This window comes from Streptomyces sp. SLBN-8D4 (assembly GCF_049739545.1).
Lineage (GTDB): Bacteria > Actinomycetota > Actinomycetes > Streptomycetales > Streptomycetaceae > Streptomyces > Streptomyces canus_C.
The window spans coordinates 9,009,021-9,023,383 of record NZ_JBMGQC010000001.1 but is presented as its reverse complement, the minus strand read 5'-3'; the positions used below and the strand labels follow the sequence as shown (position 1 = coordinate 9,023,383).

The window sequence follows — 14,363 nt, the reverse complement described above, 5'->3', positions numbered from 1 at the left end:
GCAGGCCAAGCGGGAACCCGCCTAGCTTGCGTAGTTGCGCAATCTAACAAACCCCTGGCGCGACCAGGACGGACCGCGTCGCATTTCACGGGTGAGAGATCTCATGACCGAATGCGGCAACCTCCGGGGCGCCTGGCCCTCCGGGGGGCGAGGTCCCGGTCCTCGGCAGATCCTCCGAGCCGCGGTCCGCCGACGTCCCGACCCTCCTTGACCTCGCCGAACGAGGAATCGCCCCGGGGGGCGCCGGCGCCTAGGAGCTGCGAGAGCCGGCGTTGTGCGCGACCGCCGGGCCGGTACGGGCGGTCAGCTGGCCGACCATCACGCGGACCACGGTCACGATGTCGGGGTCGTCGACGTAGTAGATCTGCCGACGACCTTCACGTCGGGAACGCACGAGCCCGGCGAGTTTCAGTTTCGCCAGGTGCTGGCTGACCGCGGGCAACGCGCCGCCGACCCGGTCGGCGAGGTGGGTGACATCGCTCTCGCCCTGGGACAGCGCCCACATGATGTGCAGCCGGGCCGAAGAGGCGAGCAGTCCGAACGCGGCGGCCGCCTCCGTCAGGACCTCGACGGACGGATCCTCGAAGCCACCGGCGAGTGTCGCCACGATCCCCTCCCGTCCCACCCCGGTCACCGTCGACGCACGTGTGCTGTCTCAGTGTAAGGGGGTGGCACCTCGGCCACGAGAGGGCCTCCACTTCGTTGGTTGCGCAATGTAATAAGCGTGTGAAAGAACATCGACGACTTGTCATCAGCAACCTGTCAGGCCTGCTCCTCCCTGGCCTCACTCCATAAGCTTGCGCAATCAGGCAACCGAAGGGTCGTGAACCGGGCGCACTCCGCCTGGCCTGGCCCGACTGGAGGACTACACCGTGGGCATCATCGGCTGGATCATTCTGGGTCTGCTCGCCGGAGCCATCGCCAAGATCCTGCTGCCCGGCCGCGACCCTGGCGGCCTGATCGGCACCACCCTCATCGGGGTCGCGGGAGCGTTCGTCGGCGGCTGGCTCTCCGCGCACTTCCTCGACCGCCCGGTGGAGAGCCACTTCTTCGACCTCTACACCTGGGGCGCCGCGATCGGCGGCTCCCTGGTGCTGCTGATCGGCTACCGCCTGCTGTTCGGCAACTCCCGGAACTGACCCGCGGGGACGTACCCGCTGCCGTCGCCGTGCCGGCGGCAGCGCAGAGGGGGCGACACACTCCGTACCGCCATGCGGGGGCGTGCCACCACCGCTCGGGGATCCGCGCTCCACGCGGCTCGCCGTGGTCGCCGTGGATGCCCGGCGCAGGGCCGCAGGAACTGGAGCGCCGCCGCCGCAGCAGCCCCTACGCGCGACGCCGCTACGGCGACAGTGGGCCGCACCTTCCGTCAGCGGTGGGAGATCTGGCGCGCCGCGCCCCCTCGGCCACCGAACGCGCGCCAACACCCAGGCGGATCACGCCTGTTCCTCCGGTCGCAACCGAACGTGCCGTTTCTACGGGCCACTCGCTCCCTTCGGCGGGCACTCGTGCCCGCCGACCACGGGTGGGGTGACACTTCATGGAGATCTCAGGCGTGATCACCCCCGCTGCCATCGACATCGTCGCCGACATCAAGGTGAAGGTGCGCCACTGACGGACCGCCGTGTCCGGAGGGCGTGCACATAGTTCGCCGACATGGACGCGGTGGTTGAGACGTTCGGGGACGCCCGCAAGCCGGACGGCGGACGCTACGCGTTCACCCATCGCCGCGACCAGTCTGACGAAGTTCTTCCAGCTGCTGGATTTCGAACGAACCTGCCGCCGCGCAGCCATACCTACCTGTTCCCGCTCTCAGCGGACACCGGGGTGCCGCGCTTGGTGTCCGGCAACCCGGCGCGGGCGATCCGCGCCTGGGCCGATGCCCTGCCGGCCCTGGACTCCGGAAACCTCGATCGCAACGGCGCCCCGCTGCCCTACGACACCGCGGGCACCCTCCCGTGTGCGTTCCGGCACTCCTACGCCCAGCGGTACGCCGACGCAGAGGTGCGCCCCGACCTGCTGCGCGATCACGCGTCTGCGGGTCGTCGAAGGCTCCGGGAAACCCGCGCTCATGGCCTCGATGACCGCCTACCAAGCGCGCTCGGTCGCCGTGCCCTACGGCAACTGCACTGAACCGACCAACATCAAAGCCGGGGGAAAGAGCTACCGTCCGCGCTTCCAATGCGCCGGCTGCGGAATCTACCGCCCCGACTCCTCCTGCCTGCCCGCCATCGAAGAGCACTTCCACCACCCGCGCGGCACTGAACACGAGACCGCTCACACGCTGGGCGCCGCCGCCCTCGTCACCCGCAACCTCCCCGACAAGATCGACGCCTGCACCGAGGCCGCCGAGAAGGTGCACAAGCAACTCCCGGGGGCCTCGCGAGCCGATCAACTTCACTCCGGTCGCCAAGGCAGCGGGCCTATCGAACTGGCTCGTCTACGCCCCAAGCGTCCGCGAGCACATCGAAGCCGCCCGTACCCAGCAGGCCCGCACCCCAGCCCAAGGCAACGAACCCCGATCGGCAGGCGGTGCCACGAGTACGGGCACCAACTTGGTGATTCTTCGTACCGACAACCCGACCGGCTACGGGCGACCGACCTCACAGACCGGATCGGTGAACTGACCGCACAGAATCAAGAGCTGTGCAGCCGGATCACCCAACTTAAATACGAGAATCAGTAACCCCGAGCGAGCCAACGGCGCATGATCCGAATCGAGAACTCAAACTATTGTCTCCACGTTAGAGCTCGTAACACGATCTTGCTGGCGTAGAACGGCTGGTCGGGGGCGCTGTTGAGCAGGTTGCCGCTGCCGGTGCCAAGGTCGTTCAGAGGCCATGACGGGGGGCATTCGGCCACCAGAGTGGAAGGTTGCCCCGGCAAAGCGGGGCTGGGGAGCCGGGCACCCGAGCCATTTGATGACGAACCAGGTGAACCACAAGGTGAAGATGAACCCTGCCATCAGGGCTGGCTTGCGATAACGACCCCTCCGAGGGTGCTGTGCAGGACCACCCACGGAACCGCAGCAGCGACCCGTATGAGATGCGCAAGAAACAGCAAAGTCATGCCACTGGCTCCTGCGCTGCTTCAGACGTCACAAGCAGCTCATGCCCTCCCAACCACAGCGATGGTCACCACTGAAGTCAGCCCACCGAAGAGGACACCAACACAATTCCGCTGCACCAGCGGCTCGGAGGACGCGACGGCCGTGCTCCCACGACAACGGCACCCTTCCGAGCAAAGGCCTCAAGCTATCCAGGGCGACTTGTTGCCGACCTGTTGAAGTCGGCCCACTGTCCATCAATGGATAAACGGGTACATGCTAGGAATATGAACCCTCCGTCGAGTCAACGGCGCCCCGCTCGGATCCAAAACCCTGCTCGATCACACCAGAACCAGCATCCCCGCCGGATTCGACGACGACTCTTATGGACTACCGTAACTTCGACTGCTCTAGTCACAGTAGTTACTGTTTTTGCCTCAGGATTCTCTACTGCTATAGCAACTCAAGTCGGGGGCTTTTTCTCATCTCCAGAGGCGCCGCGTGTCACTAGCACCGATGTGCGCTATGTCAGACTCTTCGATGAAGAAGGTCGCCCCGCAGCTGGATTCACAGAAGATCCCCGGACGAGGACACACGGTAAGTGCTGGGAATCCAGCATCGTAAGCGAGGATCCAGGCGCCTACCGTTGCATCGACGGACGTAGCGGTAGCTATCTCTATGATCCCTGTTGGGAGGTGCGACCTGCTCATAACCTTGTCGGCTGCGTTGAAGACCCATGGAGCCGAAGGATCATTCTAGTGCATCTGTCGTCAGAGCCGAGCTACGGCAGGCCACCCCGAGCCGTTGACCCCTGGGGTCTTGAGGTGCAGGACCCAATAGATTCGTGGAACTTCCTGCGATGCACGTTCCAGGGAGGCGTCAGTTCACCTATAGGTGGGCAGCCCACTCCCTGGGAATGCAAAGATGAGGAAGGGCGTCACACTGGATGGATCATCGGCAAAGTCGACACTCAAGCATCTCTTTGGTGGGTTTACTACGCCGCCGACGGGTCCGACGCCATTGTCCGGGCGACGGTACGCACAGCCTGGAAATAGGTTCAAGCGAGAGCCCAAGTTTGTCAAAGAATACACGCAAATAGCGCTCTATCCTGCGACCATCCGCCGTGCAGATCCACCTATGGCTTTCCCGGCAATCCGTCGGGTCCGCTAGGGACACTAAGAGCTCGTAACAGGATCTTGAATGAGCCTTCTTCAGCCGCTTCAGCGTCGACGGCGGATAGTTGACGAAGCGGGGCGATTAGCCCAGTCTTGGTCGGCTTGGACCCGTCGAGAGGGCAACAGGCATGACTGAGCACGGGAACGTCTACGTCGACATGGTCGGGGACCTGTTCCACCCGGGGCACGTCGCGCTGCTCAGGGCCGCGCGGGACTTCGGGGAGCGGCTGATCGTCGGGGTGCTCTCTGACGAGGTCGTGGGCAGGTACAAGCGCAAGCCCATCATGACGCTGGCGGAGCGGGTCGCGGTGATCGAGGCATGCCGGTACGTCGACGTGGTGGTCCCGAACGCGCCCTACCGTGTCACGAACGAGTTCCTGGACCTGCACGGAATCGACGTGGTCGTGCACGGGGACGACCTCACAGCTGACGCGCTCAAAGAAGTCTTCGGTCCAGTGGCCGATGCGGGAAAGCTGCGCCTTGTGCGGTACACAGCTGGCGTCTCCACGACCGAGCTAATCCGACGGTGTCGCGCGGCGGCCCCTTCATCAGAGGGCACGGCGATCTCGTAAGCTCGTAAGGCGGTCATGCGATCTGGCCTTCTTGAGCCGCCTGAAGCAGATGAGGCTGCAGCCCAACAAGACCAAGGCTTCGTGGAGTTCGAGGCGTCGTTCCCATCGTACGGCGAGGCGTTTGAACTGGTGGAGCAGGGCGAAGGTCTGCTAGACGACGTAGCGGAGCTTGCCCAGGCCCTTGATGTTCGGGGCGCCCTTGCGGGAGATCACCGGCAGGATCCGGCGGCGCCGCAGCTCCCGACGTACGGCCTTGGAGTCGCACGCCTTGTCACCCGGGATGGATTCGGGTCGCCGTCGTGGGCGGCCGGGCCGTCCGGCGACGGGAGGGATGCCGCCGACCAGGTCGAGGGTCTGTCGTTGACCTTCGCGGCGGTCGTGACGACGTGCAGCGGGGTGCCCCTGCCGTCTCAGATCAGGTGGTGTTTGCTGCCAGTCTTGCGCCGGTCGACCGGCGACGGGCCGGTCGCGGCTCCCCCTTTTTCGCGCGAACCGGGGAGCCGTCCACGCATGCGCGACTCCAGTCGAGTTCGCTGGCTGCGTTCAGCTCGGCGAGCAGCACGTGGTGCAGTTACTCGAAGACGCCGGCCTTCTGCCATCGGTCCAGTCGCCGCCAGCAGGTCTGTCCGGAGCCGAAACCCAGCTCCCGGGTCAGGAGTTGCCAGGCCATGCACCGGCGGAAGACGTACAGGATGCCCTGCAGGCATAGCCGGTCCTCCACCGGCTTCGGCTACGGTGACCGATTAGGCCAGGGCGGGAGCAGCGGTTCGATCCGTGCCCGCAAGCCGTCGTCCACGATCCAAGGCAGAGTTGCCACACGACACGAACGGCCTAATCATCACGTCGGTCACGCCCGACCAGGACACCTCAGCAAGATCCTGTTACGAGCTCTTAAGGCCTGTCAGCGGCTAGGCCAACCGAGGCAGGCGCCGTAGCCGCTGTCATGCGTATGGCACCTCGCCGAATCGCTGCCGCCATCAAGAAACCCGCGCCTAGGAGAAATGCCGCAGCAATAACCCATCCGGTGACCCCATTTGGCAGAATCAGAACGGTCACCAGAAACGGGCCGAGTACTTGACTCAATCCAACCCCTGTGGCGAATAGGCCCTGATATTGCCCCTGGGCATCCTCTGGCGCGAGTTCAAAGCTAGCTGCCCAGGATCCGGTTGCATGCAAGATCTCACCGAGCGCGTGCGCAGTGCCGGCCATCAATAGGATACCAATGGTGAGCCATCCCGTCACAGGCCCCGACAGCCCGAGCAGCAAGCATGCTGAAGCCAGGAGAACACCAGCCAGGGAAACGCAGCGGCCCGCATGGCGCAGCGGCCCGAAGCGGCGGCCGACGGGGACTTGCAGAACAAGAATCACCAACGTATTGAGCAAGAAAAGTACGGCAACGAGCCCGCGCGGCGCATCGGTGTATTCTGACACCCACAGAGGGATTCCGACCTCCAGAATGGCATAGTGCAACTGGAGCACTGAGTTGATCAGGACGACGGTCACGTACGAGCGGTCCGCCAGGGCAGCCCACCGGCTGACTTTATTTGCGCCAGCCATAGGAGGTACTGGGGGTACGCGCATTACCGCGACAGCTCCGCAGAGGAAACAGCCACTGCCGACGAAGAGGAGAGTTTCATAAGTCGCCTGGCGGTCGGAGGCTAGGGCGATGCTCGCCAGTGCGGTACCCACTGCGAACCCCAGGTTGGTCACGGATCGGAGATACGCGCGAGTCACTATACGTTCATTTGCCGGAATCAGGTTTGCAATCAGCGTCATGCGCACAGCTGAATCGCCCTGTATTGCGAACGCGAGAAGGCTCGCGGCAACAACGAAAGCGGAATATGACTCGGCTTGGGTGTACAGCAGAACTGCAGCCGCCTGACACGCGAGCAGCGCGATGAGCAGTCCGCGGGAACCCAGTCGGTCGGACAGCCTGCCGAGCGGAATCCCCGCAGTGAGACCAATGAGCGCCGCGACGGCAAGCCCCGCACCGACCTGTGAAACCGACAAACCGATGATACGGGTGAAATAGATCGAGCTCAGGGTCACGACGAGGCCAGTGCCCATCGTGTGCAAGGCAGTACTGAGAGCTAGCGGTCTCGCCTGCTGCGTTGGGGGTAACAAGCTTCGCGACAGCGCTTTTCCTCGGCTTTTTGATTCGACCGTCTCTTGAGAGTCATTGATCGACGTTGCACTGTTCGTCACGCCGATGCTCCCAAGAAGCACCATGAACTGGTGAAGTCGCCCGTCGCGTGGCCTTCGCGCTGCTCGTACTCAACTGGACAGTAAAACACCCCGCTCACCTCGCCGCCGACTTTCCGGTTGACTCGGAGAGATGTTTCGCGTGTGCGGCGGGAATTCCGGCACTCGCGACCACAAATGCGTCGAGAGCATCTCCGGGGATGGCCTGTACGGCGCTGTCCGGCGCATCACCAGTGGACGGGAAGATCGTGATATCGATCTGCGCAGCCAGCTCACGAGCCAAATCCATCGCCCCAGCCGGTGTACGACCGAGCGTGATGACATGGCCCACATAGTCACCACCCCACCTCAGCCCGAACGACCGCTGGCCCGGAGCAGGTACCTCCACCTCCGATACATCGTTGCGGGCCGCCACCTGTTCGACACCAGTGACGCCGGCAATAGTGCCCGCCTGGGCCGTGAGGAACCTGATTGCCGCTGACCTCTGGGCCACGGGCTGACTGCTGACAGAAACGCCCCGTCCGGCTGCGAGCTCGAAGACCAACTGCTCCATGTCGATGCCGTGAGCCAGCCTGACCAACTCGTTGATGTGGCCGCCGGCCCGGCGGCAATGTGACTCCACGACCTCCGGACCCGACGACGTCAGAATGATCTCCGTGTGCGACGGCCCCCACTTGAGACCCACAAGGTCCAGCAGGCCCTGCACAAGTCGGTGACAAGCTTCCAGCTCGTTGGGAGGAACGGGCGCGGGCACCGCGTGCCCGATCTCGATGAACTCATCACTGAGCTCTTTCGTCGTGGCGGCGAGCGGGATGTGCTGTCCATCGATAGAGAAAAACTCGACGGATATCTCGGTCCCGACGAGAAACACCTCAGCCAGCATCTCGGTCAGACCGGCATCGGCAACCCAGCGCCACGCCGCCTCGGCTTCCGCAGGAGCACGCACCAGCCGGACCCCCCAGCTGCCACTGCCCCCTCGAGGCTTGATGATGCTAGGTCCGTGGTTGCTTACGAACCTGGTGAGGTCATCCGCGCAGGTCACCATCTCCGAAGCGGCGTGGCTGAGACCGTGCTTACGCAGCAGGCTTCGGGTGGCGAACTTGTCGTTGAAGATCTCTGCGATCTCGAATGAATTCCCCGGTAATCCAAGTTCTGACGTGAGATGACCGGCGATCATCTGCAATGCTTCGGCATGGCAGACAATATTCGAGAAAGGTGATTCGGAATGCATCTCCCGAACCATCTGAACTATCCCAGCCATGTCGCTAAAATCGACGATTCTTACATCCTGGCAAATCTCAGATGCTCGCTCAGTTAGATCGTCAGTGGCCCTGATGTTTACTATGCGGAGCCCAAGCCCCTCAGCCTTCATGAGGAGTCTGCTGGTGCCCCCGAGGACGAGGATTCGGCGCGGTTCCATTGACTCAGTCCTTCATGTCCAGTCTGATTCAGCCACGGTAATGATCTCCTGCCGATCGACGGCTGGCGTCAGCGGCCTCAAAAACGCGTACAAGCCGGACACGGTTGCTATGGCGAGCGGCACCATGATGCGAGCGCTCGTACCGCCCTGCATACAGCCCGCGTCCAACTCGATGATCAACGGGCTTCTTCCAGCATTGGCAGATATGAAAAAACTTCGTCCGATTTCAAAATGTCGGACAAATCGAGGAGACGGTTGACTGATTCGGACGCTGCTATAACTCGCGCCAAACGGCCGGCAGACGTCCCGCGCTGCCATTCAGGAGATTCTCCGACCTTACAGAAGACTTCGGCCTCCACAACTCCGTCAAGAGCCAGGAGTTCATCAACTGTTGGCACCTTCGAGACCGTCACGTCCCTCGCCGGGGATTGCGGAATGTACTGCCCCGAACTGCGCAACCGCGGCCCCAGTGGCGCAACCTCACGTCCTGTCGCAACTGCAGCCATCGCAGCGACAACGTCGTAGTCGAAACAGAGATGAAGCATCTCTATGACGGCGCCACCGAGCCTGCTGTTGACCTCAATAATGCGAGGTCCGTCAGCGGTGAGCATTATTTCCGTGTGGACCATTGAATTTGTGATCCCGATGGCATCAATTGCTTCTGTAGCACACCCGAGTATCGCATCGACTCGCTGCTCGGGCAGTGTTGACGGCATCAGGTTGCCGTTTTCCCGGAAGGACTCCGAGAGCGGGAACTTGTCCGTAACTACTAGGTGATTGATCGAGCCGTTCTGTACCAATGACTCGACGCTCACGTAGTGGGCGAGGCGCGGATCATCGTGCCACTGCTGGCCTATCAGCATTTCTTCCAGAACGAAGTCCGCCGATCCATTGCCGCGGGGATCCGTCTTGTACCGCCTGGTCGCGTTCTCCCACAATTCCGTGAGATCGATGCCCGGCGTGATCTGATACGTCGCCACACTGCTGACCCCGACGGAGGGCTTGAGTATTGCCGGCAACCCAACCTCAGCCACTGCGCTAACCAGTTCACTCAGGCAGCGCACAGCGGAGAAGCGGGGTATTGGAGCTCCCGCCTTCGCGAGCGCCATACGCTGCTCCTCTTTGCTCCTGAGAGCAGGGAGCGATGAGGGCGAGTTCGCAGGAAGTCCCAACTCCAGCGCCGCAGCATGAGTCTCTGATACAACCAGCTCACTGAACCCGAGGATTCCTTCAGGCTGCCATTCACGGCAGAATTCTATGATCGACCCAAGGGGGTCGCTGCCGCCCAGCAGAGGTGAATGCTCACAAAACTGGCTGATAACTCGAGCGTGCGCCTCGTCCTTTTCTCGGTCACCTGTGGGGGCCCAGAGAACGTGTACGTCGTACCTCGCAGTGAGGCTTGGCATATACCACCTCGGTGGTGGCGGCCCCGGACCATCGAGGAACACCAGCCTTGGCAGTTTCGTTTCACCTGGCATTCGATTACTCCTTAGCAAGAGATCGCAAGGAACGTTCATGGTCAGTCGTAGGCAATTGAGAGGCCAGAACCTCATCAAAGCACTCTCCTGCACGGTTCGAGTGCGCCAGCCGACTAAGCTAGTCACAGACTGCACAAGGAGTCAAGCACTGAGTCATCTTTATGACTTGGGCATTAGCTGCAACCGGTGACATAAGGTGCATATGACCCACAGGTAGAGAGATTCGAGAGACCTCGCGAGGTTGCACGTGGCAGAGCAACCGACTTGATCGCAAGCTCAGTCACATCTGTGACTCTCTATTGACTCGCTAGTCAATCGTCCGTAACGTCAAGAGCACGAGGCGCACAGTCATGACCTACGCGCCAGACAGCATCAGACCAATATGCCAGGCGGATTAGTCGCTTTCTAGAATGAGAGGTCATTGGTGTCCACAAGTGTCACACTCTTAGTCGGCGGTCGGAGTACCGAACACGATGCATCTCTGCACGGATATCATCACGTACTTCACGAGCTACTCAAAGAATCGGACCGTGTCACAATCGACTCGGTCTTCTACATCAGCCGTTCAGGCGTCGTTCACGTCTTCAAAAACGGGCCGTGGCCCGAGGATGAGGCCGGACTCCTCGAAGGCAGCACGCTTCCGCTGGGCTCAGCTGTCGAACGTCTGCGAGAGAGCGGCTCCTTCGTATTCTCTCTCCTGCACGGCAATGAGGGCGAGGACGGGGGATGGCAAGGCTTGGCGGAGGTCTTCGGAGTTCGCGGGAACTTCGGCCCCACGCTGGCCTCGGCCGTGGGTATGAACAAGTATCTCCAAGCCAGCCTGGCGACGGCCTTGCTCCCCGCTCTGCATACCCCGCGTTCTGTGCTGGTGCAGGGGAACGCGTTCGATGCACAGCGCATCCTGAGCAAGATCGGTGCGGGCCCCGTGGTGGTGAAGCCGAACCGGATGGGCGCATCGTTGCTCACAACGTGCCTGCACGCTCCCACCGAAGAAGCCCTGGCAGCAGCAGTCAACGCAGTTGCGCCGTATGACACCCAGATCCTTGTGCAGGAGTTCATTCGCGGGCGCGAGTACTCCTGCAGTGTCTATCGGGAAGAGGGAAAGTTCGTCGATCTTCCGGTCGCCGAGATTGTTTCGCAGGGCTTTTTCGGCCACGAGGAAAAGCACGTCAAGGGGCGTGCGCGCATCGAGCTGTGCGATGAGGATGCAACAGTCACAGCCATCCGTGAGTTGTCGCACTCACTCTTTGAGGCGACCGATGTTGCCACGTTCGCTCGCTTTGACTACATCGTGAGAGACGCCGAGATCTACTTCCTGGAGGTCAACACCCTGCCCGGCTTGATGTCCGGCAGTATCTTCCCGCGTGCGCTCGCCGCATCCGGTCGCACTGTCGCCGATCTCGTCTTGGCCTCGGTTGGGGACTACGACGGCCGTCCTTCACGGAACAAGATCAAGGAATACGAGATCAGTCACTGAGTCCGCCCATTCCCCCGGGTGGGCCCCACACCCTGTCACCGTGAAGGACGGCAATGGCCACGCAGCAGAAGGAAACAATCGAGCCCACCCGCACTCGCATCGTCAGGATGCAGCCACACGGATGGCACAGCATCCTGATCAAGGATGAGTCACAGCAGATATCAGGCGCGTTCAAGTACCGAGGCAACGCTCATAAAGTGGAGCAGTTACCGTCGGAGAGTGCCCTGGTCACAGCATCCACCGGGAACCACGCCTCAGGCTTGGCCCACGCGGCATCGGCTCGCGGGCTGTCGCTTCGTGTCTTCGTGCCCCGAACGACGCCACTGGCCAAGCGGCGCAAGATCACAGGTGCTGGCGCTGACATCGAGTTGGTGGATGGCGGCTATGACGACTGCGAGGTTCTGGCGCGCAGGTACGCGTCCGCACGGTCCGCTGTTTTCGTACACAGCTTCGACGACCCTGACATCATCGAGGGACACCGGAGCCTGTACCGCGAGGTGCGCGAGGAGGCAGGCCTGCCCGACACTGCTTTCGTGCCCGTCGGAGGTGGTGGTTTGGTCGCGGCCGGCATCGCCGAGTGGGGCAATGAGGCCACTGAGATCGTCGGAGTGGAATATGAGGCCGCCCCGGCGATGCAGTTGTCGCTGCAGGCCAGCCGAAGAGTGCAACTCGCGTCGGCTCGCGGCCTGCCGGAGGGCCTGCTGGTGCGACGAATCGGAGCCCGTTCCTTTCAAGCGTGTCGCGACTACGGCCTGAACGTCCGCACCGTCGGCGATGAGGAGCTGCATCGGGCGATGCGCATCCTCTGGGCGGAGGCGGGGATCCGGGCCGAGGGAGCAGGAGCAGCAGCCTTCGCGGCAGCCTTGCAGAACCCTGACCCCCGCAGGAGGGCGCTCTGTGTCGTTTCGGGCGGGAACATCGACGACGAGGTGTGGAAGAACTGCATTCTCGGTTAGCCCATGTCCGGCCGCGTCTGCTGACCTATCGCTCGAGGACTACGCCTCGTTGAGCGAAAAACTGCGTCAGCACGGGCCATGGCACCTCGGCGAAGCGTTGGGAAATCCCAGGCAGGCCCGAGGGGTTGTGGATCTGCAAGTGGCCGGGCGCACACCCGACAGCGAGAACCAGATGCCCGCCGCGGCTGGGCGGCAGGGCCTCCGGGTCCCGGATCGACGGGTGCACGGACAGCATGACCAGCTTCCCGTCGCTGAGGAGCCCCGGGAGCTCGGCGGCCGTCAGGTCTGTCCGGACCTGTGCTTTGATCCCCCAGCGCTGGGCTGCGTGTTGGGCGAATGGCGCGTAGATAAGACCGTCCAAACCATTCTCACGACGCACATATGCGCCAGCATCCAGAAACTCCCGGGCCAGGGTCACCAGGCCGGCCGATGGCAAGTTCCAATAGTCCAGCGCCATGCGCAGGCAGGCCATTCCACATATGCGCCACGACCAAAAGGCATATTCATCTTCGCTGGTGGCTCCTGAACGCTGCCAGAGCGGATCGGCCTCAGCCTGCACCTGGCCTGCTAAAAGGCCGGGCACCAGGTCTGCCGATTCCCATTGCGAGTAGTACGGCACCTCATGCCGGATCGAAATTTCTTTGGCTGAAATTTGCTGCATGTCCTCATTTTCGCACACAGGCTGGCATGATTCGGCGGGCATGCCAGCAGAAGGACAGGACGATAGCACGACGCCAAGTCCTGCGCGACATCCGCTAGTCATGAACTGTGCGAGGGAATTTGCACATGAAGGTTTACATCAGTGCAGACATGGAGGGAATTTCCGGTCTGGTTGACGCGGAGGATGTTCAGCCACCCGGGAGGGATTACGAACACGGCCGTGTCATGATGACCGAAGATGTCAATGCCGCCATTTCCGGATCCTTGTCCGGCGGTGCGACGGACATCTTGGTGAACGACGCACACGGGCCCATGCGTAACTTGCTTCCAGACCGGTTGCACCCAAGAGGGCGCCTCATCAAGGGGCGATCCAAGCCGATGAGCATGCTCGAGGGGCTCGACAGCGATTTCGCCGTCGTGCTCTGCATTGGCTTCCATGCACGGGCCGGCTCGTTGGGAGTCATGAGCCACAGCTTCATGGGGCACGAGATCGAGGACATGTGGCTGAATGGTCAGCTTGTCGGCGAGATTGGGCTGCTGCATGCGACGGCGGCCGCCTTGCGCGTGCCAGTCGGATTGCTATCGGGAGACGACGCCGCATGCGAGGAGATGGCCGCATGGGACACCGGCGTGACAACCGTCCAAGTCAAGTTGGCGCGGGATCGGTTTGCCGCTGAACTGCGGCCGGTCATCGAAGCCCGAGCCTCGATCCAGACGGCAGCACACAATCTCCTCGCGGAACTGTCGGCCGCACCGCGTCAGCCGTCCGCCCCGGCGGCGTTGTTTCCAGCGCTGCCCGCCAGGTCTGAGGACGGCCGCGGCGGGCCGGCGCCCATGTAGACGGGGTCAGCCAGGACCGGGGACGCCTTGACGTTCGCAGATTCGGATGATCCGGTGGGTGCGGGCCGCACTCACGTCGTGAACGCGGCCGGGCAATGCGGGTGAGATCCACAGCAGCCGGCCACAAGGTCGATCACGAGCTGCACGTTCACGCCATGTCGGCGGTGCTTGGCGGAGTAGTCGGCCCGGCCGTCGCCGTTCCGGTCGCGCTCCGCAAGAGTGCCGTCAAGCAGAACGCAGTCGGGATCGGTCTCGCGTGAGACTTCGAACACCTCCCCCAACGGCACGGGAGCCACGTGCGTTGCGCACCCCGTCGGCGTCGCCCAATCGGCGGCCACGCTGAAAACGCTCCCTATGTAAAATCTGTGAGCTTGACTGTCGGTGTCATAGATTTGACATCCGTTTGCCACGTACCATGTCTCCACTTGACACTTAGAGACGCAACACCCGCCCCGCCGCGTCCCTAATCGCCGAGGACAGTTCGAGCAGCGCCGGGACTCTGATCCCCCATGTCAGGATCAGAGTCCCGGCACGACG

At 62.5% G+C, this 14,363-nt stretch carries 12 protein-coding genes and 2 pseudogenes; 7 read left to right on the top strand and 7 right to left on the bottom strand.

Annotation, left to right across the window (positions count from 1 at the left end; translation table 11 throughout):
* Nucleotides 1-250: 250 nt before the first annotated feature.
* Complete coding sequence (locus RKD20_RS40855; RefSeq protein ID WP_424882109.1) at nucleotides 251-607, bottom strand: ArsR/SmtB family transcription factor; 357 nt, start codon at nucleotides 605-607, stop codon at nucleotides 251-253.
* A 265-nt stretch (nucleotides 608-872) separates the two neighbouring features.
* Between RKD20_RS40855 and RKD20_RS40850 the strand changes: the two genes are divergently transcribed.
* From RKD20_RS40850 to RKD20_RS40835, 4 genes are all read left to right on the top strand, one after another.
* Nucleotides 873-1,139: a GlsB/YeaQ/YmgE family stress response membrane protein gene (locus RKD20_RS40850; protein ID WP_424882108.1), complete on the top strand. Its 267-nt coding sequence runs from the start codon at nucleotides 873-875 to the stop codon at nucleotides 1,137-1,139.
* Between the two features lie 517 nt (nucleotides 1,140-1,656).
* A complete protein-coding gene (locus tag RKD20_RS40845; protein ID WP_424882107.1) occupies nucleotides 1,657-2,133 on the top strand; it encodes a hypothetical protein in 477 nt (158 codons plus the stop codon).
* Complete coding sequence (locus RKD20_RS40840) at nucleotides 2,081-2,686, top strand: hypothetical protein (RefSeq protein WP_424882106.1); 606 nt, start codon at nucleotides 2,081-2,083, stop codon at nucleotides 2,684-2,686. Before RKD20_RS40845 ends, RKD20_RS40840 begins: the two co-directional genes overlap by 53 nt.
* 1,663 nt (nucleotides 2,687-4,349) lie before the next feature.
* A complete protein-coding gene (locus RKD20_RS40835; RefSeq protein WP_424882105.1) occupies nucleotides 4,350-4,793 on the top strand; it encodes an adenylyltransferase/cytidyltransferase family protein in 444 nt (147 codons plus the stop codon).
* On the opposite strand, the pseudogene RKD20_RS40830 reads toward RKD20_RS40835, so the two are convergent.
* The 4 genes and pseudogenes from RKD20_RS40830 to RKD20_RS40815 all read right to left on the bottom strand — a co-directional run bounded on the left by RKD20_RS40830 (nucleotide 4,770) and on the right by RKD20_RS40815 (nucleotide 9,893).
* Nucleotides 4,770-5,601: pseudogene (locus RKD20_RS40830) on the bottom strand (IS5 family transposase). The gene RKD20_RS40835 and the pseudogene RKD20_RS40830 overlap by 24 nt on opposite strands.
* A gap of 83 nt (nucleotides 5,602-5,684) precedes the next feature.
* Complete coding sequence (locus RKD20_RS40825; protein ID WP_424882104.1) at nucleotides 5,685-6,998, bottom strand: MFS transporter; 1,314 nt, start codon at nucleotides 6,996-6,998, stop codon at nucleotides 5,685-5,687.
* A 94-nt stretch (nucleotides 6,999-7,092) separates the two neighbouring features.
* Nucleotides 7,093-8,226, bottom strand: coding sequence for an ATP-grasp domain-containing protein (locus tag RKD20_RS40820; protein WP_424882103.1), 1,134 nt, complete (start codon nucleotides 8,224-8,226; stop codon nucleotides 7,093-7,095).
* Between the two features lie 365 nt (nucleotides 8,227-8,591).
* A complete protein-coding gene (locus tag RKD20_RS40815; protein WP_424882102.1) occupies nucleotides 8,592-9,893 on the bottom strand; it encodes an ATP-grasp domain-containing protein in 1,302 nt (433 codons plus the stop codon).
* Nucleotides 9,894-10,317: 424 nt separating this feature from the next.
* Here RKD20_RS40815 and RKD20_RS40810 point away from each other — a divergent pair, with 424 nt between their 5' ends.
* Both RKD20_RS40810 and RKD20_RS40805 read left to right on the top strand, forming a co-directional pair.
* Nucleotides 10,318-11,370, top strand: coding sequence for a D-alanine--D-alanine ligase family protein (locus RKD20_RS40810; protein ID WP_424882101.1), 1,053 nt, complete (start codon nucleotides 10,318-10,320; stop codon nucleotides 11,368-11,370).
* 53 nt (nucleotides 11,371-11,423) lie between these two features.
* Nucleotides 11,424-12,326: a threonine ammonia-lyase gene (locus tag RKD20_RS40805; RefSeq protein WP_424882100.1), complete on the top strand. Its 903-nt coding sequence runs from the start codon at nucleotides 11,424-11,426 to the stop codon at nucleotides 12,324-12,326.
* Between the two features lie 25 nt (nucleotides 12,327-12,351).
* Here the strand turns inward: RKD20_RS40805 and RKD20_RS40800 are convergent, their stop codons facing one another.
* Nucleotides 12,352-12,987: a C39 family peptidase gene (locus tag RKD20_RS40800; RefSeq protein ID WP_424882099.1), complete on the bottom strand. Its 636-nt coding sequence runs from the start codon at nucleotides 12,985-12,987 to the stop codon at nucleotides 12,352-12,354.
* Nucleotides 12,988-13,112: 125 nt separating this feature from the next.
* Here RKD20_RS40800 and RKD20_RS40795 point away from each other — a divergent pair, with 125 nt between their 5' ends.
* The gene (locus RKD20_RS40795; RefSeq protein ID WP_424882098.1) at nucleotides 13,113-13,826 is read left to right on the top strand and encodes a M55 family metallopeptidase; all 714 of its coding nucleotides are present in this window, start codon (nucleotides 13,113-13,115) and stop codon (nucleotides 13,824-13,826) included.
* Here RKD20_RS40795 and RKD20_RS40790 read toward each other — a convergent pair.
* A pseudogene (locus RKD20_RS40790) lies at nucleotides 13,808-14,083 on the bottom strand (transposase family protein); the annotation flags it as partial. The gene RKD20_RS40795 and the pseudogene RKD20_RS40790 overlap by 19 nt on opposite strands.
* Nucleotides 14,084-14,363 lie beyond the last annotated feature (280 nt).

Coding starts and splice junctions, on each gene's coding strand:
- RKD20_RS40815 (WP_424882102.1), bottom strand. CDS start 9,893: ATGCCAGGTGAAACGAAACTGCCAAGGCTGGTGTTCCTCGATGGTCCG.
- RKD20_RS40845 (WP_424882107.1), top strand. CDS start 1,657: ATGGACGCGGTGGTTGAGACGTTCGGGGACGCCCGCAAGCCGGACGGC.
- RKD20_RS40800 (WP_424882099.1), bottom strand. CDS start 12,987: ATGCAGCAAATTTCAGCCAAAGAAATTTCGATCCGGCATGAGGTGCCG.
- RKD20_RS40820 (WP_424882103.1), bottom strand. CDS start 8,226: ATGCATTCCGAATCACCTTTCTCGAATATTGTCTGCCATGCCGAAGCA.
- RKD20_RS40835 (WP_424882105.1), top strand. CDS start 4,350: ATGACTGAGCACGGGAACGTCTACGTCGACATGGTCGGGGACCTGTTC.
- RKD20_RS40840 (WP_424882106.1), top strand. CDS start 2,081: ATGACCGCCTACCAAGCGCGCTCGGTCGCCGTGCCCTACGGCAACTGC.
- RKD20_RS40795 (WP_424882098.1), top strand. CDS start 13,113: ATGAAGGTTTACATCAGTGCAGACATGGAGGGAATTTCCGGTCTGGTT.
- RKD20_RS40805 (WP_424882100.1), top strand. CDS start 11,424: ATGGCCACGCAGCAGAAGGAAACAATCGAGCCCACCCGCACTCGCATC.